This is a genomic window from Shewanella waksmanii (genome assembly GCF_043643685.1).
Lineage (GTDB): Bacteria > Pseudomonadota > Gammaproteobacteria > Enterobacterales > Shewanellaceae > Shewanella > Shewanella waksmanii_A.
The window spans coordinates 1-25,824 of record NZ_JBHZSN010000017.1; the positions used below are offsets into that span (position 1 = coordinate 1).

A 25,824-nucleotide genomic window follows, 5' to 3' on the forward strand; every position below is an offset into this window, starting at 1 on the left:
TAAAATACAAAACGCCCGATGAAGTTCATCGAGCGTTTTAAACTGAAAAAGTGTCAACCTATTTCAGGACTAGTCACAATCATTGCTAATTACTTTAATGTCGTTAAGTAAAACGCAATATCTTGCAGTTCTTGGTAGCTGCTAATTGAACTATTCTCGATACGGTACTTACCGTTAACCACAATCGCAGGAACCCCAGAGATTTGCGCATTTTCTGTAGCACGTTTCATTTGTGACATCTGCGCATTGACCATAAATGAGCTCGCCGCAGCATCAAAATCTTTGGCCTCAACACCATAAGCAACAAATAGCTTTTTGATGTCATCTAAATTAGTAAAACGTTGCTTCTGATCGTGAATCGCTTTAAATAAAGCACCTTCAATTTTGTCTTCAACTTTTAATTGGTGAGCAATCGCAAATGCACGTGACATTTCCACACCCATGTTACGACCGATAAATTCAACATGGTTCTGCTTGAACGTTACTCCTTCAGGTAGATCCTTTTTAATTGCAGGAATCGCAGTCTTGTAGAAGTTATAACAGTGACCACAATAAAAAGAGAAAAACTCAGCAATTTCTGGCTTAGCGGTCGCAGGACCTTGGTTGATGACCGTGTAATGTACGCCTTCTTTATAGTTGGCAGCGAATGCGGCCATCGGTGCCATAATCAAAGCCAAGGCGACTAAGAATGCTTTTTTCATATTGTTGATATCCTTTGTTTGCAACAAACAGTTCATTTTCAAGTTGTGCCTAACATAATCAAATATTGGAGATTATCTCAAGCATTAAGTTCATTCTTGTGTGACAAAATGCGTCGAAAAGTTTACAAATCACACCTGACACAAATTAATAGTGTGGCGTTAATGACAAAGCGGGTTCATCTAACTTTGCTAACTGCTCTTTAAATCCTAAAATTTGCTGCTCCCAATATTTATCGTCAGCAAACCAAGGAAAGTTCATCGGAAAAGCAGGATCCTGCCAGCGCCGACTCAGCCAGGCATTATAATGCAACATACGCATAGCCCGCAGGGGCTCAATGAGTGATAACTGCCGCGTATCAAACGCACAAAACTCTTCGTAAGCGTCTAACAACACTTCCAACTGCAGTATTTGTTGTGGTCGCTCACCTGCTAACATCATCCAGATATCCTGAACAGCGGGGCCCATTTTAGCATCATCGAGATCAACAAACCCTGGGCCGTCTGGTGTCCATAAAATATTGCTTGGATGCAAATCACCATGTAAACGGATAATCTCAAATTCATCCTGTTGCCATAGTGATTTCGCACGTACCAATAACTGCTCCACCACAGTAAAATAGGCTTCGTGCAATGCGGCAGGAACATGCCCTGACTCACGCAACCAACTCAAGGATTCATCACCTAATAATTGCGGCGTTAAATGATCACGATGAGCAAAAGGTTGGTGTTTAGCATATTGATGAATACGACCGATAAACCGGCCCACATCCTCGAGTTGGTCTAAATTGTCTACTTCAAACGCGCGACCACCCATCGAAGTAAATAACGCAAAACGATAGCCTTGATATTCATGCAGGGTTTGACCATCAATCATTACCGGCGTCGCAATGGGAATTTCATGCTCTAATAGCGCCAAGGAAAAGTCATGCTCCTCCTGAATTTGCTCATTGCTCCAGCGTGCTGGACGATAAAACTTCACCACATATCGCTGGCCACGGTCACAGCGAAACTGATACACACGATTCTCGTAACTATTTAGCGCAAGCAATCCTGTTTCAGGGTAAATCGCGACACTCTCTATCGCATCTAAAATCAAATCAGGCGTGAGTGCTTGATAGTGAAACTCTGCAGAAGATTCATTGACACTCATACTGTTGGCCTCAATAACGTTTGCAGATAAGCAAGCACTTCCACATCTGCTGGGTTTTCTACGCTTAACCAGCAAATATCCCCATAAAATTCATAATTGAGCTCTAAAATTGTCCCTTCAAACTCTAACAGCCATTGATGACGATCTGCGCCCCAGTGTTTTTCAATAATACGGCAATCGATCGCCGCAGCTAAGGGCTGTGCAAATTGCTCAAACTGATCAAAATTGATATTGGAAACAATGGATAAACTTTTGGCGGCGTTATCCAGTTTAGTACTAACTATTTGAATACTCACATTCCACTCTCTTACCTTTTCATCTTCGATAAGCTAACACCTAGCTTAGCAACCTTGAGATGAACTAAAGATGAACGATAACAAGACTAACTACTACAGGACATAATTAACCCCTGCCCCCACTTGGGCGGACGTTCAGCATAATGTGCTAAGTCAGGGTGTTCATCATAGGGCTGCGTCAACAGTTGCTGTAGCTGGTGCAAGGGTTGTAGATCTCCCTCTTCCACTGCGACGATGGCCTCTTGAGCTAAATAATTACGCAAAATGTACTTGGGGTTTACGGCGCTGCGCTGCGCCTGCCACACAGACACGTCAGCAATATCACCCAGACGCTGTCGATACTGCTGCCACCAGCTGTCAAATCTGCTGCGGTCAACAAAATCATCAGCCCAATCTGAGCGAGTCGCTTGTGGGTCTATATAACTAAAACGGCGCAAACTTTGGGTATAATCAAGCTGACTTTGCTCTAGCATCATGGTCAGCTCACCAATGAGTGCCAAGTCAAAATCATCTTGCTGTTGTCCTATGGAGTCGGTACTTAGCCCCAATTTAGCGCGCATATTTTTTAAGTAATGCGCCACTAAATGCTGCTGGTAAGTATTTAAGGCTGCAATCAAGGTATCTGAATCAATCAAAGGTACCAGGGCTTGAGCTAGCCGTTGCAGATTCCACAGTCCGACTCCTGGTTGCTGACCAAAAGCATATCGCCCTTCGGGATCTGAGTGATTACAGATAAAGTCTTCACTAAAGGTATCTAAAAAAGCAAATGGACCAAAATCAAAACTATCACCCATAATCGACATGTTGTCGGTATTCATCACCCCATGGGCAAAGCCTACTGCTTGCCAGTGGGCAATCATTTTTGCGGTATCGGCAACGACGCGGTTAAACCATTGCCCATAACCGGATGCGTCACAGCACAAGTCTGGATAATGCTGCGAAATAGTGAAATCCACCAGCTGTTGCAGTTTGTCTTTGCCACCTTCCGGGCTATGACTAAAATACTCAAAATGACCAAAACGGATATGGCTACGCGCTAGCCTAACCGTAATCGCGGCCGTCTCCTGGCTCTCTCGCCACACGGGAATATCGGACCCAATTACCGCTAAAGCACGGGTTGTAGGAACGCCAAGATGGTGTAAAGCTTCAGAGACTAAGAATTCGCGCACTGCAGAACGCATTACCGCGCGACCATCACCTTGACGAGAATAAGGTGTCAACCCAGCGCCTTTTAATGCGACATCCCAGTATCCTTTTGGCCCATAGGCTTCTCCCAGTAGAATCGCTCTGCCATCTCCAAGTCTTGGCGTATAGCCACCAAATTGATGACCGCTATATACTTGAGCATAATAACTGGCCCCCGGCACCGGTGCGTTACCACTTAACTGTTGTAGCAGTTGTGGGGTTGGCTCGTTTAAGCCAACCAACTTAGCGGCATCATCGCTCCAAGCCAACCAATGAGGATTTGTGAGCCCTTGTGGATTAACTTGAGAGTAGTAGCCTACTAACTGCTCAAAGTAATCCTGTTTAAACTTCACAGCTCAACCTCATCTTCTAATCGTTGACAATCAACGCCGCCTTGCTCATTGGCCACACATAAATAGCCACATTGAAACGATCCGTTTTCATGACCACTTAAACGAATCAATCCCTTGCCTTTAGCGACGCACTGTTCAAGCTCGCTGTAATATCCCGCGATATGCTCACCAAGATCTTGCTCGGCAATTGATGATTGCTCTTCACTATAAAACAAAGTCCATTGCGGATTTTGCGTACATGCTGACAACAGCAATAAGCTAACAAATACGATGACTTGCTTTAGGCGCATCATTTCTCTCCAACAAAAAAGGCGACACCAAATGTTCGCCTTTTAATCATAGAAACATCTATCTTATTTTACACGCCTAGCTTGCTAGATACAGTAAAGATTACTTCGCAGCTTTGGCCTTGGCTCGTTCAATACGGGCCATACGTCCCTCAAACCCAGTCACAGTGCCATCACTGAGGCCATGCTCAATCGCTTGTTGGCACACCGCCAAGGCACTATCAAATTGACCACTGTCATTTAGCAACGTGGAAAGCTGCATAAAGCCAACACCTTTTTGCTCACTAGGTTTAGCTAATTTGGCAAATAAGCCGACATATTCCGATTGTAACTGGGCGCCATAATCACGATATTGCACTTGTTTACGTTGCTTGTAACATTCAGCAATCACCGCTAGTAATGCACCATGTTGGCTATCAACATCTGTGGCATTACGGTAATCCACTAATGCCGAAGTCAGTTTGTCATTTGCCCAAGACTCATCAAGATTTGCTGGCTCTGGCTCTGGCTCTGGCTCTGGCTCTGGCTCTGGCTCTGGCTCTGGCTCTGGCTCTGGCTCTGGCTCTGGCTCTGCAGCAGCTTTCAGCGCTGATGAGTCATTGGCAACCTCGGTAACGTCTTTATCAAAGCTCACTCCGTCATCAAGCGGTGTAGATACCTCAACCGACTTTTCTGCGTCATCCGTTGTAGGTTCAGCTTCAATAGCTTTGACTTCTTTTTCTACTGGACGCTCTGCTTGTTGTTGCTCTTCCTTGGCTAGTCGCTGCGCTCGTAAGTAAAGATAAACACCTACAGCAACCAGCAAAATAATGGCTATGATTTTCATTATTATCCACCGTTAATTGGTTTGCTAAAACTCGCCACTAAAGGTCTTCTCGACCTTTAGCAGTTAAACTTCTTTCGATACTTGTGTGCCTTATCATTGCCATCTAAAACTGTGGTTTAGTCATCTAACACTAGCCACTCAACAAATAGCAAAACACGGTTAGCCGAAGCTATGGGCAGTAAAATTGGCTTTAAGCACTGCAAAGATTGACCCAACAAACTGCAGTTTCGCCACTGCGCGCCCTTATCAATGAAAGACCACAGATTACTGAAAAACCACCGTGATAGTTCTTCAACCCAAAACATTCGCCCTTAGCTCTAGTCCAGTAACTTGGACAGATAGTAACCAATGTCATTATTCGGGTCTGGCTCTGGAAATCAACTATTTATACCTATTTTTAGCATACACATCAAAAAGCGAGTCAAAATTAGTCGAATTAGGTAATCATGGTAATGAAAAATCGGTTTATTTAAGGCTTTAAAGTGTTAGCACGTATTGATCCATAAGAAACCCGTATTTTGTGCGCATGTTCATAAAACACAGCGCTAGTTTTGTTATCAAACACCAGTCGGCCTAAACTAACCATAACCAAGCAATTCAGTCGGATTTATAATTAGGTGCAGTACCATGAAAAATGAAGAGATTTTAGGTGGCAAATTGCTACGTGAATTCAACACCATTTCAGCTATGGTCGAGATATACTGCCGCGCACATCATACCGCCAAAGGCGATATCGAGCACTGTGAGGACTGCCAAGCATTTCTAGAGTATGCACATACTCGGCTTGATCGCTGCCCCTACGGCCAACAAAAGCCAACTTGCAATAAATGTCCGGTACATTGCTATAAACCGCACATGAAAGCCAAAGCCAAAGAAATAATGATATTTGCAGGGCCAAGGATGCTATTGCCTCATCCCATTATGGCAATTAGACATTTATTATCAGAGCGCAGCCCAGTACCGGGTAAGCCACCTGCTGCCAGTTCTAATCGCCATATTCGATTGAATAAAAATCAACAAACAAACGCCAGTTAACCTGATTGATTTTTTAGTTTCATTTAACCTTTTATGGCTGTTTTAGCAGCGCGTTGTTGAGCTTTTACGTATAACGGCACTGATGTTCTGTCGCTGTCCCACATGAATCAATGCCAATGCGGCACAAGTGACTTCAAAAGATAAACAGCCCTAGCTGTTTTATTGTTCATATTGCTTGCATATCACCCCAAAATCGGCTGACAATGAAGCAATATGAATGAATACAATGCATTTTTAGCACAAGGTTATTGGTGGCTATCATTACTGGGCGGTATTCACTGTATCGGACTTGGCCTGTATATCCGTTACATCTACAAAGAAGCCAGCAATAACCACAAACTATTAGGCGGGATATTTAGCCTAATGGGACTGTATTTCTTCACCGGAATGCTCAGCAAAGATAACTCTCCAGTGCCAATGCACATTATCTACACCTTGATCATTCCCATCTATTTTATTCTGATGCCAACGCTGTATCTATACTGTTATCGCAGTTTGCATAACATCACAGCCAAGATTCGTTGGTCACCTCACCTCTACCTACCAATTATTGTTACTAGCATAGTTGCACTCACGGCTTTGCTTGATAAACATTGGGTTGAAGATATCAGCATTGATGCGTTTAGCCTGCAAAACTTAAGTTATTTTACCAGTGTAGGCATGCTGCTACCGGCACTGCTGAGCATACAAACCTTAGTGTATTTCGTGCTCATTTTTAAATTATTGCGTCGATATAAAAGCCGTGCAAGCCGCGCGCATTTAGGCAATTTACGTGATATTAAATTCCGCTGGTTGATGGTGCTAACCGTCGCACTATTAAGCAACTGGATCGTACGAACCCTATTACTGATTCTGCCATTTTATTTCGGCGACCATATAGGTCAATTCTCCCAAGCGATGACCCGTTTACTGCTATTAGCAACCGTATACGTATTAGCCATTTATGGCTTACAGCAGGTCACCAAAGCGGCGTTTTTACGTGGCAAATTAGCGCCGCAATCTCCCCAGCCCAAAAGCCCACAACGTAGTACAACTCAACTACTTAATTCTGAAGAACTCAATTACTTACAAAAATTAATTCAAGATGAGAAAAAAGAGTGATAGCGCATATTTATGCCCTTTTTAAATTGCGGTAAGGTGTTGGCGCAAACAGATCATTGAACCAACATAAACACATCATAATGAAAAGGGATGACGATGGGGCGAGTCACTACACTTTCAGCATTGACAATCATGTCAATGACGATGCTAGCCAGCAACCCTAGCTTGGCTTCAGAGCGCAATCACACTATAACAACAGATGACTACTTTACTATCGCGGGCATGAACACAGTTCAACTTAGTCCAGATGGTAAACAAGCAGTTTGGCTCGAATCACGATGGGATAAAGAACTGGATAAATCCCAGCGTGATTTATGGCTGGTCAACACCAAGACTCGCCAGACACAGCGGCTAACATTTACCAATGAAAGTGAGTCTAGCCCGCAATGGAGTCCGGACGGCAAATACGTTTATTACTTGGGCCAACAAGGTGATGAGGAGGGCAAAGCGCCTTACAATGGTAAACGCCAAGTATTCCGCCTCGATATTAGCAGCCAACAAACGGTGCCAGTGACTAAACAAAAGCGCGGCGTAAAGTCTTATCAACTAAGCCAAGATGGCCAGTCACTTTACTTTACGACCACGAAAGAAACGCAAGATACAGATACTTGGGCCAAGATGAGAACCCGCCACAGTGCGCCGCAATATGGCCATGGTAAACAAGATACTAATCCACTGTACCTGCTAGATCTGAAGCATTACACACAAACACTTTTACTCGATGATGACAAAGTCGTGTGGGAATTTAACGTCAACAATGACGGTAGCAAAATCGCTCGAATCACTACAACAGATACTGAATTAGTGTTTCTCGAAGGCTGGTCAGATGTAGAAGTCTTCAATACTAAAGATGGCAGTAATAAAGTGCTGAACGATCAAGCCTGGCGAGCGCAAGCACCATCACCTTATGGTTGGTTGTTAGGCCTAGCTTGGCACGATGACAATCAGCAACTTGCATTTCGTATCGACTACGATGGTCATCCTGGCCAGCTATTTGTTAATCAAACCAATCAAGACAAATTACTGGAAGTGACTCGTCCCGGTGATGCAACACTCAATGGCAGTAACATTACTTGGCGACCAAACAGCGATGAAATTTGTTATCGCGGCAGTGAGCATGGCCGAGTGAAACTGTTTTGCAGTGAGATCGACGATGGTCAGCAAGGAGACACCCGTAGCGTTATCAATGGCGATTTAGTGATTGGCAGTTACAGCTTTAGTCAAAATGGTAAGAAATTAGCATTTAGTCATAATGGCCTCGACCACTTTTATGACATGTTTATTGCCGATGCAAATAGTAAGCGCGCCAAATATAAGCGTATCACTAACATCAACCCGCAAGTCGACAGCTGGATATTACCGCAAATATCAACAGTTAGCTGGAAGGCGCCAGATGGCAGCATTGTCGAAGGTATTTTAGATTTACCTGCTGGGTATAAACCTGAAGATGGGCCCTTACCGCTCATCGTTCAAATTCATGGTGGCCCCACATCAGCAACCCCTTACGCTTTGCAGCACCGCACATATGGTCGCTCAACTTTTACAGCACAAGGCTGGGCACTGCTATCTCCTAACTATCGCGGCTCAACTGGCTATGGCGATAAATTCCTAACCGATTTAGTGGGCCATGAACATGAAATTGAAGTGCAAGACATTCTTGCTGGCGTTGACCATCTAGTAGCGCAAGGCATCGCCGATAAAGACAAACTGGCTGTGATGGGATGGAGTAATGGTGGCTACCTAACCAATGCTCTTATCACCACAACGGAGCGATTCAAAGCTGCCAGTTCCGGTGCAGGTGTGTTTGATCAACGCTTGCAATGGATCTTAGAAGATACCCCAGGACACGTGATTAATTTTATGGATGGCAAACAACCTTGGGAAGATCCAGAGCTCTATACCCACGGCTCATCTCTAAGCTTTGCCGATAAAATCAAAACACCAACATTGATTCATATTGGTGAGAATGATGAACGAGTACCGCTTGGGCACGCTCAAGGCTTATACCGCGCACTTAGGCACTATTTAAATGTGCCTGTGGAATTAGTCGTTTATCCGGGTGAGGGTCATGGTTTAAGCCACTATCAGCATCGAAAAGCAAAAATGGAATGGGATCAGCAGTGGTTTAACTACTACGTGTTAGGTCAAGAACCAGAGTAACAAAGCTGAATGTACCCTGACTGAATACAAAAAAGCGCCCTTAACGGGCGCTTTTTCATCACTGTGATTTGATTCTTAAGCTGATATCCGTATCCTGAAGGCTTATCTACTCGCTAGGGAGCGCAAATGAACACACTATTTAGCCGATTCTCAATGGTGGTGGCTATGATAGCCGCACTAATGTTTAACCCAGCGGCAATGGCTGACGAAAGTTACGGCGAAGCCATTAATAAATTTAAGCAAGCCTCTGCAACACAAAAGTTTTTTGATGATGCCTATGGCTTTGCCATCTTCCCAACTGTGGGTAAAGGCGGATTCGGTATTGGTGCAGCCTACGGTAAAGGCCGCGTTTATCGAGGTGGCACACACACAGGAGACAGCAGCCTTTCGCAACTGTCGATTGGTTTTCAAGTCGGCGGCCAAGCCTACAGTGAAATCATCTTCTTCAAAAACGAGAAGGCCTATAAAGAGTTCACCAGTGGCAGTTTCGAATTCGGTGCACAAGCTTCTGCAGTTGCTATTAATGTTGGTGCCAATGCCCAAGCTGGTACAACCGGTAATTCAGCTGGCGCAGGCCAAAGCGGCGCCAACAAGTCAGCCAAGGCCGCTTATATCAACGGTATGGCCGTCTTTACCGCAGCTAAGGGAGGCTTAATGTTTGAAGCCGCCCTTGCGGGTCAATCGTTCACTTTTGACGAAAAGTAACCATTGAGCTAAACAATACTGCTTGGCATAAATACAATCCGGCGCTAGTGAGCGCTGGATTGCTGCCCAGCTAAATTGGACTGGTTTTGAAAATAGTGCACTAAAAAGTCCAATAATAGCCGTACCTTTTTAGCCCCCGTTGAACCGGGTGGGTAGACGCCATAAACATCGATATCAGCCAATTTATAATCAGCCATGACCGGCTCCAGTAGTCCTTGAGCCACTTTAGGCTGAGCATCATAAATTGGAATACGCGCAATGCCATAGCCCCCCTCAACAAATGCTGTTCTGGCTGCGGCATTATTGGTAGAAATGTCACCAGAGACTTTAACTTTAAAAGAGCGGCTACCTTTGGTTAAGTTGATATAAGGCGCGCCTAACTGATAAATAACCCACTGATGTTCCGCTAAATCTGTTGGCTGAGTTGGACGTCCATGCTGATTGAGATAACTCGGCGCAGCGTACAATTGCGTGCCTAAACTCGATAATTTTCGTGCATGCAAATTTGAATCAACCAGCGGCGCCCCTCGAATGGCTAAATCAGTGCCAGACTGAATCAAATTCACCACTTCGTCACTGAGCAAGATATCCAATTCAATTTTTGGAAATTGCGCTTTAAAGGCTTTCAGCGCTGGCACCACCAGCTGTAATCCCATGTTCACCGGACAAGTCACCGACAACCGTCCTTCGGGCTCACTACGAAAATGTTCCATTTTTTGTTGTGCGGCTATGGCTTGCTCCACAATCAGCCGACTACTTTCATAAAAAGCTTTACCAGCTTCAGTCAATGACAAGCTTCGAGTCGAGCGATGCAATAGCTTAACCCCCACGCTCGCCTCTAGTTTTTTCATGTGGTAACTCACCACGGTGCGAGTCAATTTCAATTGCCGCGCTGCAGCACTAAAACTCCCTTGCTCAACCACATGGCTAAATACCACCATACTCTTTAGCTGTTCAAAAATATGACTCACAAGGCCACCTTACGACACCATTGATTTAAAATTTAAACCAATGTTATCAAATTTATCAGCATTGGCGAGGGCTAGAACAACTTCTATAGTTGATGACATCAAATTGAAACTAACAAGCAAGCTGACAATGAGCGGCGATACCAAGGATTCCCTATGACAACGACTAAACACATTTTGATGGTGCTCACCTCCCATGACCAACTCGGAGCCAGCGGCGAAAAAACCGGGTTTTGGGTAGAAGAATTTGCCGCTCCCTATTATCTGCTGGCCGATGCAGGTGTCGCGATTACGTTAGCCTCGCCAGCGGGTGGGCAACCTCCTATTGACCCTAAAAGCGAATTAGCCGATTTTCAAACAGATGCTACACGCCGATTTGCCCAAGATGACGCCTTAAAGTCGACCCTAGCTAATACCCAAAAACTGAGCGATATTGATATCTCCCAATTCGACGGCGTATTTTACCCAGGTGGTCATGGGCCACTGTGGGATTTAACTGAAAATAGCCATTCCATCAAACTCATTGAAGATTTTAACAGCGCTGGTAAACCGATTGCTGCTGTCTGTCATGCCACCGCAGCATTATTGTTTGCGAGTGAAAATGGTCAGCCACTGGTACAAGGTAAAGCAATAACTGGCTTTAGTAATTCTGAAGAAGATGCGGTGCAGCTCACTGATGTTGTGCCATTCTTATTGGAAGATGAGCTAATTAAACGCGGCGCTGACTATCAAAAAGTCAGTGATTGGTCAGCCTATGCAGTGCAAGACGGTAATATCATCACAGGCCAAAACCCCGCCAGTTCAGAAGCTGCTGCAGAAAAACTATTGCAAGCGCTTTAATCGGTCGACAAATTAAAGGTATTTAACATGTTCAATTTTAGTTTTCAGAACCCCACGACCATTCATTTCGGTGAAGGCCATATTGAGAAAATCGCCAGTGAAATCCCCGCCGATGCCAAAGTATTGCTGCTATATGGCGGTGGCTCAATTAAAGCCAATGGCGTTTATGACCAAGTGATTGCTGCGCTAAGTCAACATGAGTACTTCGAGTTTTCAGGCATTGAGCCAAACCCAAGTTACGATACGTTAATCAAAGCCCTAGATGTCATAGAAACCAACAATATCGATTACTTATTAGCAGTGGGCGGTGGTTCTGTTGTTGATGGCAGTAAGTTCGTTGCGGCAGCTGCATGCTTCGAGGGCGAAGACCCTTGGGATATTTTAGCTAAGCAAGCGCCTGTTAAACAGGCGCTGCCACTAGCAGCGGTATTGACACTCCCAGCGACAGGTTCAGAAAGTAACGGCAACTCTGTGGTGACTCGTGATGGTAACAAACTGGCTTTTTCAAGCCCGTTAGTTCGTCCTACATTTGCCATTCTTGATCCTAATGTCACGCTATCATTGTCGTCGCGCCAAGTTGCCAACGGCGTAGTTGATGCCTTTGTACATGTGATGGAGCAATATCTTACCTATAGTATCAATGCCAAAGTGCAAGACCGTTTTTGCGAAGGCTTGTTAATGACCTTAATCGAAGAAGGTCAACGGGTTATGCAGGCAGAAAACCAGCAAGATCTAACCTTGCGGGCCAACATTATGTGGTCAGCGACCATGGCCTTAAACGGCTTGATTGGGGTTGGGGTACCACAAGACTGGTCGACACATATGATTGGTCATGAGCTAACAGGCAGCCACGGTATTGATCACGCTCGCACCCTGTCCATCGTACTTCCCGCTGTCATGAAAGTGTGCCAACAGGAAAAACGCAGTAAGTTACTGCAATATGCTGAACGTGTTTGGCACATTTCGCATGGCAGTGAAGATGAAAAAATCGCCGCAGCGATTGAGCATACCGAACAGTTCTTTAAGCAAATGCAAGTGCCTATCAGACTTAGTGACGTCAATTTAGGCGCGAGCGATATTGACAACTTGGTCCAAGGTTTAGAAAACCATGGCATGCTTAAGCTTGGTGAACACGGCAATATCGATTTAGCTAAAAGCCGACAAATACTAGAAACCGCCCTGTAAACTGTACAAAGCAAGACTGAGTCAACTCGGCTTAGTCTTGCTCTAATACCTCGCCGACTTTTGTAAAGATTGCAGACTCATCCAGGTTTAGTCACACGCCGTCCCCACAGCTCAGCCACTCAAATTAACCAATAAAAATCATAGCATTAAGACAAATCACCTATAGAAAACCCGATTTATACAATCACAGGTTAAAATAGTAATAACAATAGTTACTATTTTCATTTATTGACGTAACAAATCAGACTGGTAAGATTTTTGCGCATTTACGTTTAACCCAAAATCAGGGTATCGACTTAATCGGTGCATCAGCTATGACCAAAAAAAACACCTTTAGCGCCATCAAAAGGCGTAATTTAATGGCGATTGTGCTGGCACTTGTGACGGCAACAGTCATGATTCCCGGAATGACGGTATACCTTCCTTTTGCATTAGAGCAGCAAATTTTATTGCCCATTTTGTTATTCCCACTGATTTGGTCAGGGTTATTTATTTACTCATATATGGCTGAAAAAGCGTGGCAGCCAATGGTATTGATGACACTACTCACCTTAAGTCATGCAGCACTGAGTTACTGGGCACTGACTCAAGGAGCCAACACATGAAAAGTTTAACCATTAAAAAGCTGTTTCAAATGCACAGCTGGGTGGGCATAGTGACTGGCATCTTGTTATTCATTGTGGCATTTACGGGGGCGGTTGCCGTCTTCTCAAGGCCTGAGCTCATCATATGGTCCAATGCCACTGGCAGCGAAGTGCCTCAAGCGGTCGCACCAAAACAAATTGAACAACTGGTCAATCAATACAGTAAACAAGTGCCATCAGAGTTTACTGAAAATATCCACATCTATATGCCAACGGGCTACAACTATACCGAGCTTACCCTGTTATTTGAATCTCATCATGGCGATGAAAATTATGACCAGCCTGTCGTGTATGCCTATGAAATTAATAGCAACACCCTCGCACTTGAACGTCAATTCTACGGCCTAACAGGCGACTACTATGAAGGACGAAAAGACACTGCAGGTGCGTTCATTGGGCATTTTCATGCAGACTTGCACCTTGGCCGCCCCATTGGACTCATATTGACTGGATTTATGGGGCTTACCTTGATGGTGTCAGTGATCACCGGTCTGTATATTCACCGCGAAATGTTCAAGCAATTGTTTACATTTCGACGCGAGAAAAGTTTGAGCGTCATCGTCAGCGACGGTCATAAATTATTTGGGTTATGGGGAAGCATCTTTCACTTTGTGATTGGTTTTACGGGTGCATTCTTAGGCTTGGCAACGGTGATCTTATTGCCTGCTGCGGCATATGTCAGCTTCAATGGCGACCAAGACAAGTTAATTGAAACCTTTACCGCCATGCCGGAACCAGTGATCAGTGAGCAGTACCAAGCCACAGAAATTGCATCCATCATGACACATATTCATCAACGGGATGAAAAAGCAGTTGTGCTCGATCTCACTGTCATGGCACTAAACGATAAAAACGCGACCGTGTATGCCCGCATGATGGGCGGCGAAAATTTCGCCTCAGAGATACTTGAATACCACGGCGATGGCCAGTTTAGCCAATCAATGAGCAGTTTTGGTAATATCGGCGGCTGGGCCATCACCATTATCGAATGGCTGTTCCCGCTGCATTTTGGCAATTTCTCTGGCGTATTTGTCAAACTATTGTGGGGCTTTTTGGGGCTCACAACCGCACTCATTCCACTATCAGGTGTGATGATGTGGTTGTCTAAACGCAGCCGAGGTAATAATAGTGATCTGTCCGTGCAAGCCTACCAGCGTTGGAATCGAATCATTATTGGCAGCTGTGGCGGTATTATACTGGCTTGTGCCGTGATGTTTCCCGCTCAAGTCATCCTCAATGCTACGGTGCATGGTGTGGCGCAAAACCCATGGTTTGCACAACTGTTTTTTGGGAGTTGGTTAGCATGGTTAATGCTATCGCTTATCCCTTTCAATTATCGCCTTTTACTGCGTATTAACGTGATAATCGTTGCCATGGCGCTACTGCTGGTTGTGCCATTAAAGCTAGCAACGGTCGATGGTTACTTAAATTTTGTATTTGCCAGCCACTACCGTTTAATTGCCGTAATAGACCTTAGCTTTACCCTACTCGGTGCACTGACTGCTTATCTGGCATGGCGACTCAATCAACAATCTGCGCCCGTCAACTATACTCAGTTAGAGGAGAAAACGGCATGATTTATTTGAGCTTTATTTTGGTCATGCTAGGCATCTACGTCGCGAAATATACTCGTAGTCCTGCCGCAGTGAGAATCAGTGTGTTAGTGGGCTTAAGTATCACATCGGTATTGATAAATATCCCAATTATCGGCATGGCAACGGCCATAGTCACCTTAATCGCAAGCCTATTATTAGCTGGGATATTCGTCGCAATGCTTGGACCAGTAAACCTTTCAAAAAATTAACCGCGTTTTTATTTCGAGCCAAAGATAAATCGCAAAGGGCTAAAGCACCAAGATCAGGCATTAGCGTAAACTCGCGCTAATGCCACTTTGTAGCCTAGGCCTCAAGACATGCCATCAAGCGGGATTCAATAGCACTATCTAGTGGATTACCAATCAACTCTACACGACTCTCAAAACAGTCATCTAACTCAATCTCCGTAATCCCATCAGCGGTTAAGTTATAACCGAATATCCCCAAATCCGTTATGAACACCGCCTTTAGCCGCTCCACATCCAATGATAATAAAAACTGTGTAAGGCTATGACGGTTAAATACTTTATCGGCAGAGAAGCGCCAGCCAACACTCTCAAACCCCTCGCCTTGATTGCAAGCTTTGATGATTCCGCTAGCGGGAAATGCTTGCTCTGATGCCATCACTTTGGCTTCAGAATGATGGTGATGATGGTGATGATGGTGATGATGGTGATGATGGTGCTTAGCTGGTACATAAGCCGCGGTTTCGCCCTCAAATTCACTCGCAGCAATATTACCATTAACGGCAAACACAATAGGCGTTGCATCCCCTTTGGTTGCCTTCACAAAATCCACTAGGCGTTGTTTATCATCTTCATGGTAAAGATCAGACTTACTGCCAATGACGGTATCAGCAATAGTGATTTGTTGCATGAAGATGTCATGTTCATAGTATCGAGAGTCTGCTAACTGCCGCGCATCAACCAAGGTGAGCGTTTTCTGTAATGAAATCAAAGACTGGTAGTGCTCTGATTGTAATACTTCTAACACCTCCTTTGGGTGTCCCAAGCCAGTTGGTTCAATCAACAGGCGATCAGGTTTTGCTTTATCAAGCAGTTGGTTTAAGGCAATTTGCATCGACAATCCAACGGTACAGCACATGCAACCTCCAGGCACTTCTCGGATAAACACTTGTGATTCATCTCGCTGTTGCCCTTGCATCAAACTGGCATCAATGCCTATTTCACCAAACTCATTAACCAGTACCGCCCAGCGTTCATGCTTGGGTTTGTGTTTCATTAACTGAACAATTGCCGAAGTTTTGCCGACGCCCAAAAAGCCAGTAATAATATTGGTTGGTACCGGACTATCCGTTACATTTAAGCTCATTGGCAATTCTCCGATATCCTTGCACTAAAGTATGGTTGGCAGAAACAACCGACTCGGAAAACGCCGAATACTCTGGTGGCACGGTTGAGATACGTGTTAAGTCGAATCCTTTGCCAATATTGAACATAGGCGGCACATGAAAATTTGCTGGAAGATCGACACCATCAACAACACAATTGTGTCGTATTACGCACCCTGAGCCGATAACCGCAGCAAAGACCACCGAATTAAACCCGATAAACACATCGTCACTCACTTCACAGGGACCATGAATAATTGCGCGATGAGCAATGGAAGAGCGCTGACCAATGGTGACAGCCGCTCCCGCTTTTGAATGAATCACCACCCCATCTTGGATATTGGTATCACGCTTAATCACAATGGGCGCCATCTCCCCGTTGTCATTGACTTCATCGGCTCGAATGACCGCGTAAGGGCCAATAAATACATTGTCTTCCACAACAACCTTGCCGCAAATAATGGCCGTAGGGTCAACAAACGCGGTTTCAGATACAACCGGCATATGACCGGTCGGATTTTTTCTCAACATATTCAACTCTCATCAATCGATGCACTAAATTGGTAAGAACATTGCGTTAACGGCAAAGGAAAGCCTATTAACGTAAGAAAGATAACGCCATGCCTGCGTGGCTATTGGCCACCAGCTGTTCACCATCAAATACCCTTTGGCCATTTACCCAAGTGGATTTAATGCTGGCGGGAAAACGATGATCAGCAAAAGGAGTCCACTGGCACTTATACAAACAGTTTTCCTGACTCACCGGAGTTGAGCCCTGCATATCCACCAATACCAGATCAGCAAAATAACCTTCGCGAATAAAACCTCTTTCTGCAATGGCGTAACGGATTGCTGGGTTATGAGCGACCTTTTCAACGACTTGAGTTAACTGTAATCGGCCTTGTTCGACATGCTCCAACAGCGTCAATAACGCATGCTGGACTAAAGGCAGTCCCGCTGGCGCCTGCTCAAAATCAAGTTGTTTCTCAGCTAACGTATGCGGGGCATGATCGGTGGCGATAATATCGATGTGATTAGTGTGAAGTGCTGCCAGCAAAGCATCTCGATCTTGCTGAGATTTAATCGCAGGATTGCACTTAATTTGGTTGCCCAATCTTGCATAGTCTCTGTCCGTGAACCATAGATGATGTACACAAGCCTCAGCGGTAATATGCTTGTTCGCTATAGGGCCTGGTGTAAATAGGCTTAGCTCTTTCTCGGTGGTAATGTGCAACACATGCAGTTGACTGCGATGTTTTTTTGCCAACGCTACTGCATAGGATGAAGACGCATAACAAGCCTCGGCATCACGAATAATAGGATGGTCCTCAATCCGTAATTGCGAATGAGTCTGCAATAAACGTTGGTGGTTACTGGCGATAACAGGGCCGCTCTCACAATGGGTCACAATCAAGACCGGCGAGTCTTTAAAAATGTTGTCTAGCGCTTGTGGGTTTTCTACTAATAGATCACCGGTAGATGCCCCCATAAACACTTTCACCCCGCAATGACGCGTGGGATCAAGACGCTTGATGGTGTCTAAGTTGTCCTCTGTAGCACCAAGATAAAAGGCGTAATTCCCCAGAGATTTGCTGTTTGCCAATGCATATTTATGCTCCAAGGCCGCTAATGTGGTGGTAGCAGGCTTAACATTGGGCATCTCCATATAACTGGTGATTCCACCCACGACGGCGGCCCGTGATTCGGAAGCAATATCGCCCTTATGGGTTAACCCCGGTTCGCGAAAATGAACTTGATCATCTATCATTCCGGGCAATAAATAGCATCCGCTGGCATCGACAATCTTATCTGTAGGCCGTGCACTAATGGATGGGGCAATTTTATCAATTCTATGGCCAGCAATACGCAAATCACTGGCAACAATTTGACCTTCATTAACCAGCAATGCATTTTTAATCAAGGTGGAGGACATGGTGTTTGTTACTCTCTCATTTCACACAAATTTTACTCACCGCGCTGTTAACCTAATTGATTAGCCAATTGGTTGCAGCCAGTGCGGGAAAAGGTTAATTACTCACTGCAACCACAATCTTGTGATTGGCTTTGGCGACATAATCGATAATTGAGCCAATGACCAACAACCATCATGCCAGCACCCAGTAGGGTCATGGCTTTTTCCCCAAATTCTCCAATGGCGTCCTCACCCAGTGCGATCGCCAGCACCAAGCAGGTTAATCCTGCCAATCCCCACGCCAGCACTTTGCCTTGTCGATGTTGCTTACAACCAACCGTTAAGCCGTACAAACTGATAGGTACCACAACTATCACCATCCACAGATGAAATAGTTCATTGCCTAACGGCAGTGCGGTCATACTTGGTACGAGCGTTAACATAATCGGTAGCGCCAAACAGTGAATGGCACAGATTGTTGAAAGGCCTATCGCAAATTTGTCACTTACAGCACGTAGTGTATTCATTGGAGATTCCATCTCGTCAAAGCTATTGTTATTGCTATGCAATCGCTGCTGGTATATCGCCGAATCACCAAAACCAGACGACTAACTAAAACCGGGCAACTAACCAAGGGTATTGTGCCTGCCACAATAACTGCAGCCGGTACGATCGCATTGAGGGTTAATACAAGCACTGTGGCAGTGCTCATCATCGATTAATCTATTACAACTCAAATAATGTTACGTTGTAACATATCTTTATGGCAAGAAAAAATTACTGAGAACCACCAGAGTAAGTACAAAAGATGCTTTACTGACCAAAATTGCTTATTAACAGCCTCGAGTAGGCTGCATTACAACTACATAGAACCTAAGCATCGTCATGGTGACAGGTAATCGAAGTGATTCAGCTCACAGCAAATTTATCCCTTTCTGAACAATTTCAGGTTACAATCAGCTGATATCATGATTGAATAGCTCGACGAATCTTTGCCAGGTAAGTCACCCATGACTTCCTACATTGTCGATAGCATAAATTTAAAAAACAGGTATAGCTTTGGTTGCTTCAAATAAATCGCTAGAAAGAGCAAAATCTCAATGTGACAGCAGTAATGTTAAGCTCACGCCCAAACGCGAGGCGGTATTAAATGCATTGCTCGTCAATCAAAAAGCTTGCTCAGCCTACGAGTTAATCGACTACTGTCGTCAAGAGTTCGACCTCAACCTTTCGGCCATGTCGATTTACCGCATTTTAGAATTCTTAAAGCAGCAACAGCTAGTGCATAAACTAGAGGTCACCAACAAGTACGTGGCCTGTGCCCACATTTGCTGTGACCACCAACATGGCACCCCGCAGTTTGTGATCTGTGAAAGTTGTCATCGAGTGGAAGAGGTGCATATTTCTCAAGAAGTGATCAGCGCACTGGAAGAAAATATCAAACAAACGGGATATAGCCTTAAGAGCCCACAGTTAGAACTGATTGGATTGTGTGAAAAGTGTCAAAGCAATGAAAAGTAAAGCCGTTACCCACCCTACAACATAGCGTTATCTAAACCACCCGAAACTTAAGTCATGTTGGCTCGTGCGGTGTTGAATTACCACGCCACCTCCCCATAGTAGATACCCTGCTAAACGAGCTATTTTAGTCAGCACTTCGGCGCCAATAAGCACAGCCCATAGCAAAGTACAGTGCAAGTTAAATTGAATAAGGCATGCCTAACTGGACCATTAGTACAATAAAAATGGCCTCTATCCAATGATATAGGCCATTATAGACATCCACTTAAGCACTTGTACTCAATCTAGTATCACCAATCCTTAGATTACTCATGTCCCCAAGGTACAGGCGGTAAAGCTACTGGCTTGCTCAGGTCGAAATCAACGCGGAAATCACGATTCTCTCGGGTCAAACGATAGGTAAATTCATTCGGCTTTATGTACATGTGCCAGATATTAGTGATAGACACATTTAAGCCATTTTCTCTAAAATTATTAATTGAATGCGCATCAGCAGGGAAAGACTGTTCAGTTGCAGTACCCATATCTGCTGTCATACCACCATACATGGTCACCTTGTCTTCGCTGCCATCTTCATGACGATGGTCATGGGCCAAATGCAAGCCGTATGGTGTCTTAGTAATCACCCAAGTACGAGAATGATCATCACCCACATGAAACGGCACTTTAAGCTGCTCATCAGTACACTCGCGCACATGCATTACCAGTTTTTTACCAGTAAATGCTGAATCAGCATCGTTACCCGCAGTCACCGTACCTTCATAGGCTTTACCGCAGTGGGCAGCGATATTATCGAAAAATTGATTTTGTTCAGAGGTCGTTGCCAGCGCAGGGGCTGCCATCATAGTGCTAGCGGTCACTAGCAATGCAAGCTGTGAATTTTTTGTTGTTGTCATTGTTGTTCTCATAGCGATTGATATTAGTTAGACAGACGAGGCTAACATAAACAGATAAAAATTAACTTAACGGCCTAATCAAACCAAGTGGCACACTTCTGTTCGGCTTGCTTGCGAACGTCATCATCGATATACAAACTCACCATGGCCAATGCCGCAGCTAATGCGCCCAAGTCATCAGAAAAGCCCACCATAGGAGTAAGATCTGGAATCGCATCCAGCGGCGCAATAAAGTAAGCCAATGCACCAAATATCACTGTTTTAGCCCATTTTGGGGTATCAGGCCGCTGCGCGGCATAGTACAAACACAGGGCATTATCGATAACCTCCCGCCCAGCTTGTTTAGCAAACTGTTTAACCTTTTGCCAAAAACTCTCTTCGCTGTAGCTCTCAGGACCATGGGGCGCACCGTTAGTGGGATCGTTTGACTGTGACATATTTAACTCCTAAAAAAATAGGGGAACATCAATGATGTTCCCCTATTTTACGTCAAATGACTACTACCTTTGATGCTTAGGCGTTGTGCCCCAGGCGTTTTTGGCCGGTCGGCGCTTATTATTTGCTGTGCCTTGACCACCTTTACCAGCCTGTTTACCACCCGCTTTTGCAGGATTGTGATTGCCAGACTTCGATTTGTGAGTAGGCTTTTTACTTGCTTTGCTAGCTTCTCTGTCTGCAAATTGATCGCCACTAAAGCGGGTAAACGCTTTCTTACTGCCATCACCTTTGCCGTTACCGCCACCTTTACGTTTACCACGATTAGCTTCACGCTCTTGGCGAGACTCAGCTGGAACTAAACAGTTAGGGCCATTACCGATTAACTTGGCTTTTCCCATATCAATAAGTGCTTCGCGAATCAGCGGCCAACCCGCTGGGTCATGGTAACGCAACAAGGCTTTGTGCAACTTACGTTGACGTCCACCTTTTGGCACATCAACCTGCTCACTACTGTGCTTAACGTTCTTTAGTGAATTAAGCTCTGTATGATAAATGGTAGTGGCATTCGCCATCGGTGATGGATAAAAGTTTTGTACTTGATCAAGCTTGAACTTCTCGCCTTTTAGCCACAACGCCAAGTTGACCATGTCTTCATTGGTTGTCCCTGGGTGAGCAGAAATAAAATAAGGGATCAGATATTGCTTTTTACCCGCTTGCGCAGAGTATTTATCAAATAGCTCTTTAAACTTATCGTAGGTGCCCATTCCGGGCTTCATCATTTTGTTTAATGGGCCTTCCTCGGTATGCTCCGGTGCAATTTTTAAATAACCGCCCACATGATGACTCGCCAGCTCTTTCACATAGCGTGGGTCTTCAGTTGCTAGGTCATACCGCACACCCGAAGCGATCAGTACTTTCTTGATGCCAGGCACATCACGAGCAGCGCGATAAAGATCAATGGTTGCCTGATGGTCAGTATCAAGATGGCCACAAATGGATGGGAAAACACACGATAAACGTCGACAGGTTTTCTCAGCCTTTTCACTTTTACATCCAAGACGATACATGTTGGCTGTGGGGCCACCTAGGTCGGAAATCACCCCGGTAAAACCAGGCACTTTATCCTGAATATCTTTGATTTCTTTGACAATCGATTCTTGCGAACGACTCTGAATAATACGTCCTTCATGCTCAGTGATAGAACAGAAAGAGCAGCCACCAAAACATCCTCGCATAATATTGATCGAGGTTTTGATCATGTCATAGGCAGGGATCTTCTCTTTACCGTAGCTTGGATGCGGAACTCGCTTATAGGCAAGGTCAAATACGCCATCCATTTCATCGGTATTCAATGGCCACGCAGGTGGGTTGACCCAAATAGCTCGTTTAGCATGAGGCTGAAATAACGCTCGCGCACAGCCAGGGTTTTGCTCTTGATGCAAAATCCGCGAGGCATGGGCGTACAGGTATTTATCCTCTGCGACTTTTTCATAGCTAGGCAACAGTACATAGGTTTTTTCCCACGGCTTAGGGCGTGGAGGCTGCACTGAAATCGCTTTAGGCGCATCATTATCGAAGATTTTCTCATCCGTGGGGCCAGATAAGTTTTTGCACCCTACATCATCGGCACCATAGGGATTCGGAATAGGGTCTATCTTGTGCAGTTGATCCAGCTTACGTGAATCCATGCCTTTCCATTCAGGTAAGGGCTGATTACGGATCACCGCAGTACCACGCACATCATGAATATCACCAATAGACTCACCAGCAGCGATACGGTGAGACAACTCAACCAATGGTCGCTCGGCATTGCCGTATACCAAAATGTCGGCTTTGGCATCTAAAATGACAGAGCGACGCACTTTATCAGACCAGTAATCATAGTGAGCAATACGTCGCAGGCTCGCCTCGATACCGCCAATCACCACCGGCACCTGTTTATAAGCTTCTTTACAGCGCTGAGTATATACCGTTACCGCACGGTCTGGGCGCTTACCACCAACATTACCCGCAGTGTAGGCGTCATCGTGACGTAAACGACGCTCAGCGGTATAGCGGTTGATCATCGAGTCCATGTTGCCGGCAGTGACCCCAAAATACAGGTTAGGCTTGCCTAGCTTCATAAAGTCATTTTTATTAGACCAATCTGGCTGCGAGATAATCCCTACACGAAAGCCTTGGGCTTCCAACATACGACCAATCACCGCCATACCAAAACTGGGATGATCCACATAGGCATCGCCGGTCACAATAATGATGTCACAACTATCCCAGCCTAGCTTATTCATCTCTTTACGAGACATAGGCAAAAATGGCGCCGCAGATTTTTGCTCTGGGCGATATTTTGGGTGGGTAAAGAGTGTTGATTCAACTTGCATGGGTGCCGGTGCCTAACTCACTAAACTGATGACTGGTTAAACGCTAAGTATAATCTGCCACCTAAAAAACGCGGATCTATATCACCGAGTCTCTGCAAAAGGAGACGAACACACTCGCTAAAATGGAGGCGGAGTATAACAGGCTCCCCCCCTCATAGGCGAACAAAAATCCATCAAATCACTAAGAAAATGCCTTGATTGCGAAAAAAATGATATTAACCACAGCCAGTGTAAGGACAAGCAACCAACTAATTAATCCCCCCATAAAGCGACCATAATGGTAACCGCCATTGCCTTGAGTTAACCCCATGGCATGTAATAAGCGTGCCACAATCCAGCTAATTCCAGCTAAGTGTAACCATAAAGGTGCCAACCCTTGCGATTCTGCAGCAACCATCAAAAGCAGTACAAATGGTGCATTCTCAATCAAATTTCCATGTACTCGACAAGCCAAAGCGAGGGCACGATTATCTTCAGTGCCTATGCCTATTTTATGGCGCCGACGCAACTTCACCACACGCATGGCCAGAACAACCACTAAAATGGCGGTCAAACTTATATAAAACCCCGAAATAGCCAAATTCATATCGATTCCTTGTTATTGTGTTGCAGGCACTGACCCCCGCTATCTAATACGCAACTCACAGCCAACGTGCTGTACGACTCAGTCGGTTACAGATTCAGTCGCGACCCTGTTAGGCTAACTTAAGGCGGATGCTAAGGGTTTGCAATGGCTTTAAAAATAACCCGCTAATTTAGGTTAGGGTCCATTGGAACGCGATTTAGTACTCGTGGTTGAGACTTATCAAAATGATGCAAAAAAACCTGCAACTCATTAACCTTTTTGGCACAAGATAGGTTACTATGCGCTCGCTTGAGCCTAGGCTCACGAATTGATTAATAAGTGGAATCATCAGTGACCAACGAAGAGTTTATTGAAAAAAGGCGATTTATCATCAAACTGGGCAAATCTTTGCACAAGTTTGGCACCCCCGCCTACCGATTAGAAGCTCACCTACAGGCGGTGTCTAACCTACTGGGTATTGATGGTTATTTCCTTATTTCCCCCACCTCAATGACCTTTGTTCTGCAACATGATACCGATCAGGAATACAATCATGTTGCTCGAGTTAAGCCGGGCGAACTGGATTTAGGCTCATTAGCCCGCACTGATGAATTAGTTGATGAGTTAGTTACCGGCAAGCGCACCCTGAGTGAAGCGCTAGACCGGCTCGAAGAGATCGCAAATAAACCTAATCCTTACGGCAATCTACTCACTTTGCTAGCGTTTGGTAGCTCGGCTGGCGCCTTTGCCATGTTAATGGGCACCAGTTGGAATGATGTCTTTTGGTCGGCGATTTTGGGCTTTATGGTCTACGGATTAGTGTACCGTGCAGAACGCTCCAAGCGCATGGCTGAAACCTTAGAACCCCTTGCAGCAATCTTATGTGCCATCGCCGCCTGTGGCATTGCCCAGTATGATCCCAGTATCAATATTCCAGTGGTGATCTTATCGGGCATTATTATTTTTATCCCAGGACTTGCACTCACATTAGGTCTAGCTGAGCTGGCAGCGCGGGATCTTATTTCTGGAACAGCACGTATCATGGATGCATCCATGTTGCTGTTTAAGCTCTATTTTGGAGCCATATTTGGAATGGTGATCGGCCAAGCCATTTTCGGTGAAGCCATCTACTTTGAACCGCAACCTCTGCCCCAATGGGCAATATGGTCGGCGGTACCCATACTCTCCATGGCGCTGGTGATTATTTTTAAAGCCCGTTTAAAAGACTCACCTTGGGGGGTACTGGCTGGTATCGTGGCATTTTTCTCAGCCATGTTAGGTGGCATCTATTTAGGCGACTCCATTGGTATTTTCTTTGGCGCGCTGGCAGTAGGGGTTTACTCCAACTTATACGCCCGTTGGATGAAAGCACCAGCGTCTATTGCTTTGCTGCAAGGCATTGTGATTTTGGTGCCTGGAAGTAAAACCTATATCGGCCTTAATACGCTGATCTTAGGTGAAACCATGCTCAATCAAAGTCACATTGGCACCCAAATTTTCCTCATCTTTATGTCGCTTATCGCTGGCCTCATTTTCGCTAACGTTGCAGTACCACCACGTAAAACCCTATAGCTTATCCCGCAAGGCAATCACTCATTTACAGCCAGTATCTGAGTGATTGTTAATGTAAAATCATCAACTTATTTTGCCCAACTGCTTGACTAACTTTCAATCTAGGTCTGTTATTAATAGGTCACTATACCGATAAGTACATTGCCTATGTCACCCTAAA

Annotated in this window: 26 protein-coding genes; 11 read left to right on the top strand and 15 right to left on the bottom strand. The window is 45.0% G+C overall.

The genetic code is table 11. The annotated features are described in order from the left end of the window. Nucleotides 1-89 precede the first annotated feature (89 nt). From ACHUFW_RS19575 to ACHUFW_RS19600, 6 genes are all read right to left on the bottom strand, one after another. Entirely contained in the window at nt 90-701 is a 612-nt protein-coding gene (locus ACHUFW_RS19575; protein WP_394205502.1) for a thiol:disulfide interchange protein DsbA/DsbL, read from the bottom strand. Nucleotides 702-846: 145 nt separating this feature from the next. After that, nucleotides 847-1,851 (bottom strand): serine/threonine protein kinase, encoded by a 1,005-nt coding sequence (locus ACHUFW_RS19580; RefSeq protein ID WP_394205504.1) that lies wholly within the window; start codon nt 1,849-1,851, stop codon nt 847-849. Then, nucleotides 1,848-2,141 carry a DUF3630 family protein gene (locus ACHUFW_RS19585; protein WP_394205612.1) on the bottom strand — a complete coding sequence of 98 codons (294 nt, stop codon included), beginning with the start codon at nt 2,139-2,141 and terminating at the stop codon, nt 1,848-1,850. Before ACHUFW_RS19585 ends, ACHUFW_RS19580 begins: the two co-directional genes overlap by 4 nt. A gap of 92 nt (nt 2,142-2,233) precedes the next feature. Further along, nucleotides 2,234-3,685 carry a protein adenylyltransferase SelO gene (locus ACHUFW_RS19590; RefSeq protein WP_394205505.1) on the bottom strand — a complete coding sequence of 484 codons (1,452 nt, stop codon included), beginning with the start codon at nt 3,683-3,685 and terminating at the stop codon, nt 2,234-2,236. Further along, a complete protein-coding gene (locus ACHUFW_RS19595; protein ID WP_394205507.1) occupies nt 3,682-3,978 on the bottom strand; it encodes a hypothetical protein in 297 nt (98 codons plus the stop codon). Before ACHUFW_RS19595 ends, ACHUFW_RS19590 begins: the two co-directional genes overlap by 4 nt. Before the next feature lie 97 nt (nt 3,979-4,075). Next, entirely contained in the window at nt 4,076-4,798 is a 723-nt protein-coding gene (locus tag ACHUFW_RS19600) for a hypothetical protein (RefSeq protein ID WP_394205509.1), read from the bottom strand. A gap of 627 nt (nt 4,799-5,425) precedes the next feature. On the opposite strand from ACHUFW_RS19600, the gene ACHUFW_RS19605 reads away from it, so the two are divergent. From ACHUFW_RS19605 to ACHUFW_RS19620, 4 genes are all read left to right on the top strand, one after another. Beyond that, complete coding sequence (locus ACHUFW_RS19605; RefSeq protein WP_394205511.1) at nt 5,426-5,833, top strand: nitrous oxide-stimulated promoter family protein; 408 nt, start codon at nt 5,426-5,428, stop codon at nt 5,831-5,833. Between the two features lie 213 nt (nt 5,834-6,046). After that, nucleotides 6,047-6,934 carry a hypothetical protein gene (locus ACHUFW_RS19610; RefSeq protein ID WP_394205513.1) on the top strand — a complete coding sequence of 296 codons (888 nt, stop codon included), beginning with the start codon at nt 6,047-6,049 and terminating at the stop codon, nt 6,932-6,934. A 96-nt stretch (nt 6,935-7,030) separates the two neighbouring features. Further along, nucleotides 7,031-9,094: a S9 family peptidase gene (locus tag ACHUFW_RS19615; protein ID WP_394205515.1), complete on the top strand. Its 2,064-nt coding sequence runs from the start codon at nt 7,031-7,033 to the stop codon at nt 9,092-9,094. Nucleotides 9,095-9,274: 180 nt separating this feature from the next. Then, the gene (locus ACHUFW_RS19620) at nt 9,275-9,799 is read left to right on the top strand and encodes a lipid-binding SYLF domain-containing protein (RefSeq protein WP_394205614.1); all 525 of its coding nucleotides are present in this window, start codon (nt 9,275-9,277) and stop codon (nt 9,797-9,799) included. A 44-nt stretch (nt 9,800-9,843) separates the two neighbouring features. Here ACHUFW_RS19620 and ACHUFW_RS19625 read toward each other — a convergent pair whose 3' ends face one another. Beyond that, nucleotides 9,844-10,740, bottom strand: coding sequence for a LysR family transcriptional regulator (locus ACHUFW_RS19625; RefSeq protein WP_394205615.1), 897 nt, complete (start codon nt 10,738-10,740; stop codon nt 9,844-9,846). Nucleotides 10,741-10,923: 183 nt separating this feature from the next. On the opposite strand from ACHUFW_RS19625, the gene ACHUFW_RS19630 reads away from it, so the two are divergent. The 5 genes from ACHUFW_RS19630 (at nt 10,924) to ACHUFW_RS19650 (ending at nt 15,240) form a co-directional block, all read left to right on the top strand. Further along, complete coding sequence (locus ACHUFW_RS19630) at nt 10,924-11,607, top strand: type 1 glutamine amidotransferase domain-containing protein (RefSeq protein WP_394205517.1); 684 nt, start codon at nt 10,924-10,926, stop codon at nt 11,605-11,607. A 27-nt stretch (nt 11,608-11,634) separates the two neighbouring features. Then, nucleotides 11,635-12,792 carry an iron-containing alcohol dehydrogenase gene (locus ACHUFW_RS19635; RefSeq protein WP_394205519.1) on the top strand — a complete coding sequence of 386 codons (1,158 nt, stop codon included), beginning with the start codon at nt 11,635-11,637 and terminating at the stop codon, nt 12,790-12,792. Between the two features lie 314 nt (nt 12,793-13,106). Then, nucleotides 13,107-13,397 carry a hypothetical protein gene (locus ACHUFW_RS19640; protein WP_394205521.1) on the top strand — a complete coding sequence of 97 codons (291 nt, stop codon included), beginning with the start codon at nt 13,107-13,109 and terminating at the stop codon, nt 13,395-13,397. Continuing rightward, entirely contained in the window at nt 13,394-15,013 is a 1,620-nt protein-coding gene (locus ACHUFW_RS19645; RefSeq protein ID WP_394205522.1) for a PepSY-associated TM helix domain-containing protein, read from the top strand. Before ACHUFW_RS19640 ends, ACHUFW_RS19645 begins: the two co-directional genes overlap by 4 nt. After that, nucleotides 15,010-15,240 carry a hypothetical protein gene (locus tag ACHUFW_RS19650; RefSeq protein ID WP_394205523.1) on the top strand — a complete coding sequence of 77 codons (231 nt, stop codon included), beginning with the start codon at nt 15,010-15,012 and terminating at the stop codon, nt 15,238-15,240. The genes ACHUFW_RS19645 and ACHUFW_RS19650 overlap by 4 nt, the downstream gene beginning before the upstream one ends. Before the next feature lie 94 nt (nt 15,241-15,334). Here ACHUFW_RS19650 and ACHUFW_RS19655 read toward each other — a convergent pair whose 3' ends face one another. The 4 genes from ACHUFW_RS19655 to ACHUFW_RS19670 form a co-directional block, all read right to left on the bottom strand. Then, the gene (locus ACHUFW_RS19655; protein ID WP_394205525.1) at nt 15,335-16,363 is read right to left on the bottom strand and encodes a CobW family GTP-binding protein; all 1,029 of its coding nucleotides are present in this window, start codon (nt 16,361-16,363) and stop codon (nt 15,335-15,337) included. Beyond that, nucleotides 16,341-16,913: an LbetaH domain-containing protein gene (locus ACHUFW_RS19660; protein ID WP_394205526.1), complete on the bottom strand. Its 573-nt coding sequence runs from the start codon at nt 16,911-16,913 to the stop codon at nt 16,341-16,343. Before ACHUFW_RS19660 ends, ACHUFW_RS19655 begins: the two co-directional genes overlap by 23 nt. A gap of 67 nt (nt 16,914-16,980) precedes the next feature. Beyond that, nucleotides 16,981-18,315: a dihydroorotase gene (locus tag ACHUFW_RS19665; protein WP_394205528.1), complete on the bottom strand. Its 1,335-nt coding sequence runs from the start codon at nt 18,313-18,315 to the stop codon at nt 16,981-16,983. Between the two features lie 98 nt (nt 18,316-18,413). After that, nucleotides 18,414-18,821, bottom strand: coding sequence for a MerC domain-containing protein (locus ACHUFW_RS19670; RefSeq protein ID WP_394205530.1), 408 nt, complete (start codon nt 18,819-18,821; stop codon nt 18,414-18,416). Between the two features lie 532 nt (nt 18,822-19,353). Between ACHUFW_RS19670 and ACHUFW_RS19675 the strand changes: the two genes are divergently transcribed. Next, nucleotides 19,354-19,815 (top strand): Fur family transcriptional regulator, encoded by a 462-nt coding sequence (locus ACHUFW_RS19675; RefSeq protein ID WP_394205532.1) that lies wholly within the window; start codon nt 19,354-19,356, stop codon nt 19,813-19,815. A 305-nt stretch (nt 19,816-20,120) separates the two neighbouring features. Here the strand turns inward: ACHUFW_RS19675 and ACHUFW_RS19680 are convergent, their stop codons facing one another. The 4 genes from ACHUFW_RS19680 to ACHUFW_RS19695 form a co-directional block, all read right to left on the bottom strand. Beyond that, nucleotides 20,121-20,711 carry a hypothetical protein gene (locus tag ACHUFW_RS19680; RefSeq protein WP_394205533.1) on the bottom strand — a complete coding sequence of 197 codons (591 nt, stop codon included), beginning with the start codon at nt 20,709-20,711 and terminating at the stop codon, nt 20,121-20,123. Nucleotides 20,712-20,785: 74 nt separating this feature from the next. Further along, a complete protein-coding gene (locus ACHUFW_RS19685) occupies nt 20,786-21,148 on the bottom strand; it encodes a YkvA family protein (RefSeq protein ID WP_394205535.1) in 363 nt (120 codons plus the stop codon). Between the two features lie 63 nt (nt 21,149-21,211). Next, on the bottom strand, nt 21,212-23,527 hold the full coding sequence (locus ACHUFW_RS19690; RefSeq protein ID WP_394205537.1) for a YgiQ family radical SAM protein: 2,316 nt from the start codon (nt 23,525-23,527) through the stop codon (nt 21,212-21,214). A gap of 181 nt (nt 23,528-23,708) precedes the next feature. Beyond that, the gene (locus ACHUFW_RS19695; RefSeq protein ID WP_394205539.1) at nt 23,709-24,113 is read right to left on the bottom strand and encodes an MAPEG family protein; all 405 of its coding nucleotides are present in this window, start codon (nt 24,111-24,113) and stop codon (nt 23,709-23,711) included. 330 nt (nt 24,114-24,443) lie between these two features. Between ACHUFW_RS19695 and ACHUFW_RS19700 the strand changes: the two genes are divergently transcribed. After that, complete coding sequence (locus ACHUFW_RS19700) at nt 24,444-25,664, top strand: threonine/serine exporter family protein (protein WP_394205541.1); 1,221 nt, start codon at nt 24,444-24,446, stop codon at nt 25,662-25,664. The last annotated feature ends 160 nt before the right edge of the window (nt 25,665-25,824 follow it).

Bases quoted from the DNA above. Each gene is read 5' to 3' on its own strand.
- ACHUFW_RS19640 (WP_394205521.1), top strand. From the start codon at position 13,107: ATGACCAAAAAAAACACCTTTAGCGCCATCAAAAGGCGTAATTTAATG.
- ACHUFW_RS19605 (WP_394205511.1), top strand. From the start codon at position 5,426: ATGAAAAATGAAGAGATTTTAGGTGGCAAATTGCTACGTGAATTCAAC.
- ACHUFW_RS19665 (WP_394205528.1), bottom strand. From the start codon at position 18,315: ATGTCCTCCACCTTGATTAAAAATGCATTGCTGGTTAATGAAGGTCAA.
- ACHUFW_RS19690 (WP_394205537.1), bottom strand. From the start codon at position 23,527: ATGCAAGTTGAATCAACACTCTTTACCCACCCAAAATATCGCCCAGAG.
- ACHUFW_RS19575 (WP_394205502.1), bottom strand. From the start codon at position 701: ATGAAAAAAGCATTCTTAGTCGCCTTGGCTTTGATTATGGCACCGATG.
- ACHUFW_RS19685 (WP_394205535.1), bottom strand. From the start codon at position 21,148: ATGTCACAGTCAAACGATCCCACTAACGGTGCGCCCCATGGTCCTGAG.
- ACHUFW_RS19660 (WP_394205526.1), bottom strand. From the start codon at position 16,913: ATGTTGAGAAAAAATCCGACCGGTCATATGCCGGTTGTATCTGAAACC.
- ACHUFW_RS19625 (WP_394205615.1), bottom strand. From the start codon at position 10,740: ATGGTGGTATTTAGCCATGTGGTTGAGCAAGGGAGTTTTAGTGCTGCA.
- ACHUFW_RS19650 (WP_394205523.1), top strand. From the start codon at position 15,010: ATGATTTATTTGAGCTTTATTTTGGTCATGCTAGGCATCTACGTCGCG.
- ACHUFW_RS19600 (WP_394205509.1), bottom strand. From the start codon at position 4,798: ATGAAAATCATAGCCATTATTTTGCTGGTTGCTGTAGGTGTTTATCTT.
- ACHUFW_RS19695 (WP_394205539.1), bottom strand. From the start codon at position 24,113: ATGAATTTGGCTATTTCGGGGTTTTATATAAGTTTGACCGCCATTTTA.
- ACHUFW_RS19635 (WP_394205519.1), top strand. From the start codon at position 11,635: ATGTTCAATTTTAGTTTTCAGAACCCCACGACCATTCATTTCGGTGAA.
- ACHUFW_RS19680 (WP_394205533.1), bottom strand. From the start codon at position 20,711: ATGACAACAACAAAAAATTCACAGCTTGCATTGCTAGTGACCGCTAGC.
- ACHUFW_RS19655 (WP_394205525.1), bottom strand. From the start codon at position 16,363: ATGAGCTTAAATGTAACGGATAGTCCGGTACCAACCAATATTATTACT.
- ACHUFW_RS19645 (WP_394205522.1), top strand. From the start codon at position 13,394: ATGAAAAGTTTAACCATTAAAAAGCTGTTTCAAATGCACAGCTGGGTG.
- ACHUFW_RS19610 (WP_394205513.1), top strand. From the start codon at position 6,047: ATGAATGAATACAATGCATTTTTAGCACAAGGTTATTGGTGGCTATCA.
- ACHUFW_RS19580 (WP_394205504.1), bottom strand. From the start codon at position 1,851: ATGAGTGTCAATGAATCTTCTGCAGAGTTTCACTATCAAGCACTCACG.
- ACHUFW_RS19595 (WP_394205507.1), bottom strand. From the start codon at position 3,978: ATGATGCGCCTAAAGCAAGTCATCGTATTTGTTAGCTTATTGCTGTTG.
- ACHUFW_RS19630 (WP_394205517.1), top strand. From the start codon at position 10,924: ATGACAACGACTAAACACATTTTGATGGTGCTCACCTCCCATGACCAA.
- ACHUFW_RS19620 (WP_394205614.1), top strand. From the start codon at position 9,275: ATGTTTAACCCAGCGGCAATGGCTGACGAAAGTTACGGCGAAGCCATT.
- ACHUFW_RS19670 (WP_394205530.1), bottom strand. From the start codon at position 18,821: ATGAATACACTACGTGCTGTAAGTGACAAATTTGCGATAGGCCTTTCA.
- ACHUFW_RS19615 (WP_394205515.1), top strand. From the start codon at position 7,031: ATGGGGCGAGTCACTACACTTTCAGCATTGACAATCATGTCAATGACG.